1 protein-coding gene is annotated in these 1,055 nt (G+C 67.5%); it reads right to left on the bottom strand.

The annotated features are described in order from the left end of the window. Window positions 1-1,055 (bottom strand): nucleotide sugar dehydrogenase (locus tag ABN028_RS35165; RefSeq protein WP_349699665.1); only part of this gene is annotated, 1,055 nt, incomplete at both ends.

Raw genomic sequence — 1,055 nt, 5'->3', positions numbered from 1 at the left:
GGGGTCGTGGAAGGTGAGGTGGGCGCCCATTCGGCGGAGTCGGCGGGCGACGGGGCGGGCGGGTGATTCGCGTTGGTCGGCGACGTTGGGTTTGTAGGTGACGCCGAGGATGAGGATGGTGGAGCCTTTGACGGATTTGCCGGCGTCGTTGACCAGGTCCTGGACGCGTTGGGCGACGTAGGCGGGCATCCGTTGGTTGATCTCTTGGGCGAGTTCGACGAAGCGGAACGGGTAGCCCAGCCTCTTGACCTTGTAGGACAGGTAGTTGGGGTCGATCGGGATGCAGTGTCCGCCGACGCCGGGGCCGGGGTGGAACGCCTGGAACCCGAACGGTTTGGTCGCGGCGGCGGCGATCGCGTCGCGCAGGTCGATGCCGAGTTCGTGGCAGAAGATCGCCATCTCGTTGACCAGGGCGATGTTGACGTGGCGGTAGGTGTTCTCCAGCAGTTTGGCCATCTCGGCCTCGCGGGTGCCTTTGGCGCGGACCACGTGGTCGCAGATCTTGCCGTAGAACTCCTCCGCCCGCGCCGTACACGCCGGCGTGTGCCCGCCGACGACCTTCGGGGTGTTCCGCAGACCGTAGGTGGGGTTGCCGGGGTCGATCCGTTCCGGGGAGAACGCCAGTGCGAAGTCTGTGCCCGCCACCAACCCGGACTTCTCCAGGATCGGGCGTACGACCTCATCGGTCGTGCCCGGGTAGGTCGTGGACTCCAGCACCACCAGCATCCCGCGACGCAGCTGGCGGGCGACCATCTCCGCCGCGAGGGTGACCGCGGCCAGATCGGGCCCGCCGTCCTCATCCAGCGGCGTGGGTACACAGATCACCACGGTCTCGGCGGTGGCAAGCACGGCTTCGTCGGACGTCACGGTGAAACCCGCGGCCAGGATGGCCGCGATGTCGGCATCGCAGATGTCATCGACATGGGACCGGCCCGAGGACAGCCCGGCGATCACCCGGTCAGAGACGTCGAGCCCGACGACACGAAGCCCCGCCCGGCAGCCCTCACGGACCAACGGCAGACCGACATACCCCAGACCAACGACAGCAAGGTCAC

The sequence above is a fragment of the Actinopolymorpha sp. B17G11 genome (assembly GCF_040196095.1).
Classification (GTDB): Bacteria; Actinomycetota; Actinomycetes; order Propionibacteriales; family Actinopolymorphaceae; genus Thermasporomyces.
The sequence above is the reverse complement of the archived record's forward strand: the minus strand, read 5'-3'. Positions and strand labels throughout refer to the sequence as shown.